This window comes from Cryobacterium sp. MLB-32 (assembly GCF_000738085.1).
In the GTDB taxonomy this organism is placed as follows: Bacteria; Actinomycetota; Actinomycetes; order Actinomycetales; family Microbacteriaceae; genus Cryobacterium.
The window spans coordinates 1-612 of sequence record NZ_JPRS01000582.1 but is presented as its reverse complement, the minus strand read 5'-3'; the positions used below and the strand labels follow the sequence as shown (position 1 = coordinate 612).

1 protein-coding gene is annotated in these 612 nt (G+C 59.2%); it reads right to left on the bottom strand.

All coding sequences use genetic code 11. From position 1 onward, the window contains the following. The coding region (locus JF66_RS20080) for an ABC transporter permease (RefSeq protein WP_035880660.1) at positions 1–612 on the bottom strand (612 nt) is incomplete at both ends.

Genomic DNA, 612 nt, shown 5'->3' with positions numbered 1-612 from the left:
AAGCCGAAGTAGCTCAGGCTTGTTTCCGCCATGATCGCTCCGACCACACCCAACGTCGCATCGATGATGAGCAGCGAGGCCACGTTGGGAATGATGTGCCGCCCGAGAATCCGTGGCATGGGCACACCCATGTATCGGGCAGCCTTCACAAAGTCCTGATTCCGCAACGACCGGGTTTGGGAGCGAATCACCTGGGCCATAATCATCCAGCTGAATGCGGCCAGGAATATGGTCAGGAACACCCAGGACAGTCCCTTGAAAAGCGGGCTGAGGATGACCAGCAGAATAAAAGAGGGCAGCACGAGAAGCAGGTTGATGCACCAGACGATGACCTTGTCGACGATGCCGCCCATGTACCCGGCGACCGAGCCCGCCACTGCCGCGATCAGGGTGCCCAGCGGCCCGGCAATGAGTCCGATCACGAGTGATTTCTGCAGCCCCACGAGTGTCTGCGCATAAAGGTCCTGACCGATGCCGTTCGTGCCAAACCAATGCAACTGCGTCGGGCCGATTCCCATATTGAGTGGATCACGCCCCGTTGCCGAGAACGGGTAGAAGACCGGACCGAGAATTGCCCACAGTGCAATCAACACGATCGCGATCGCGCCCACC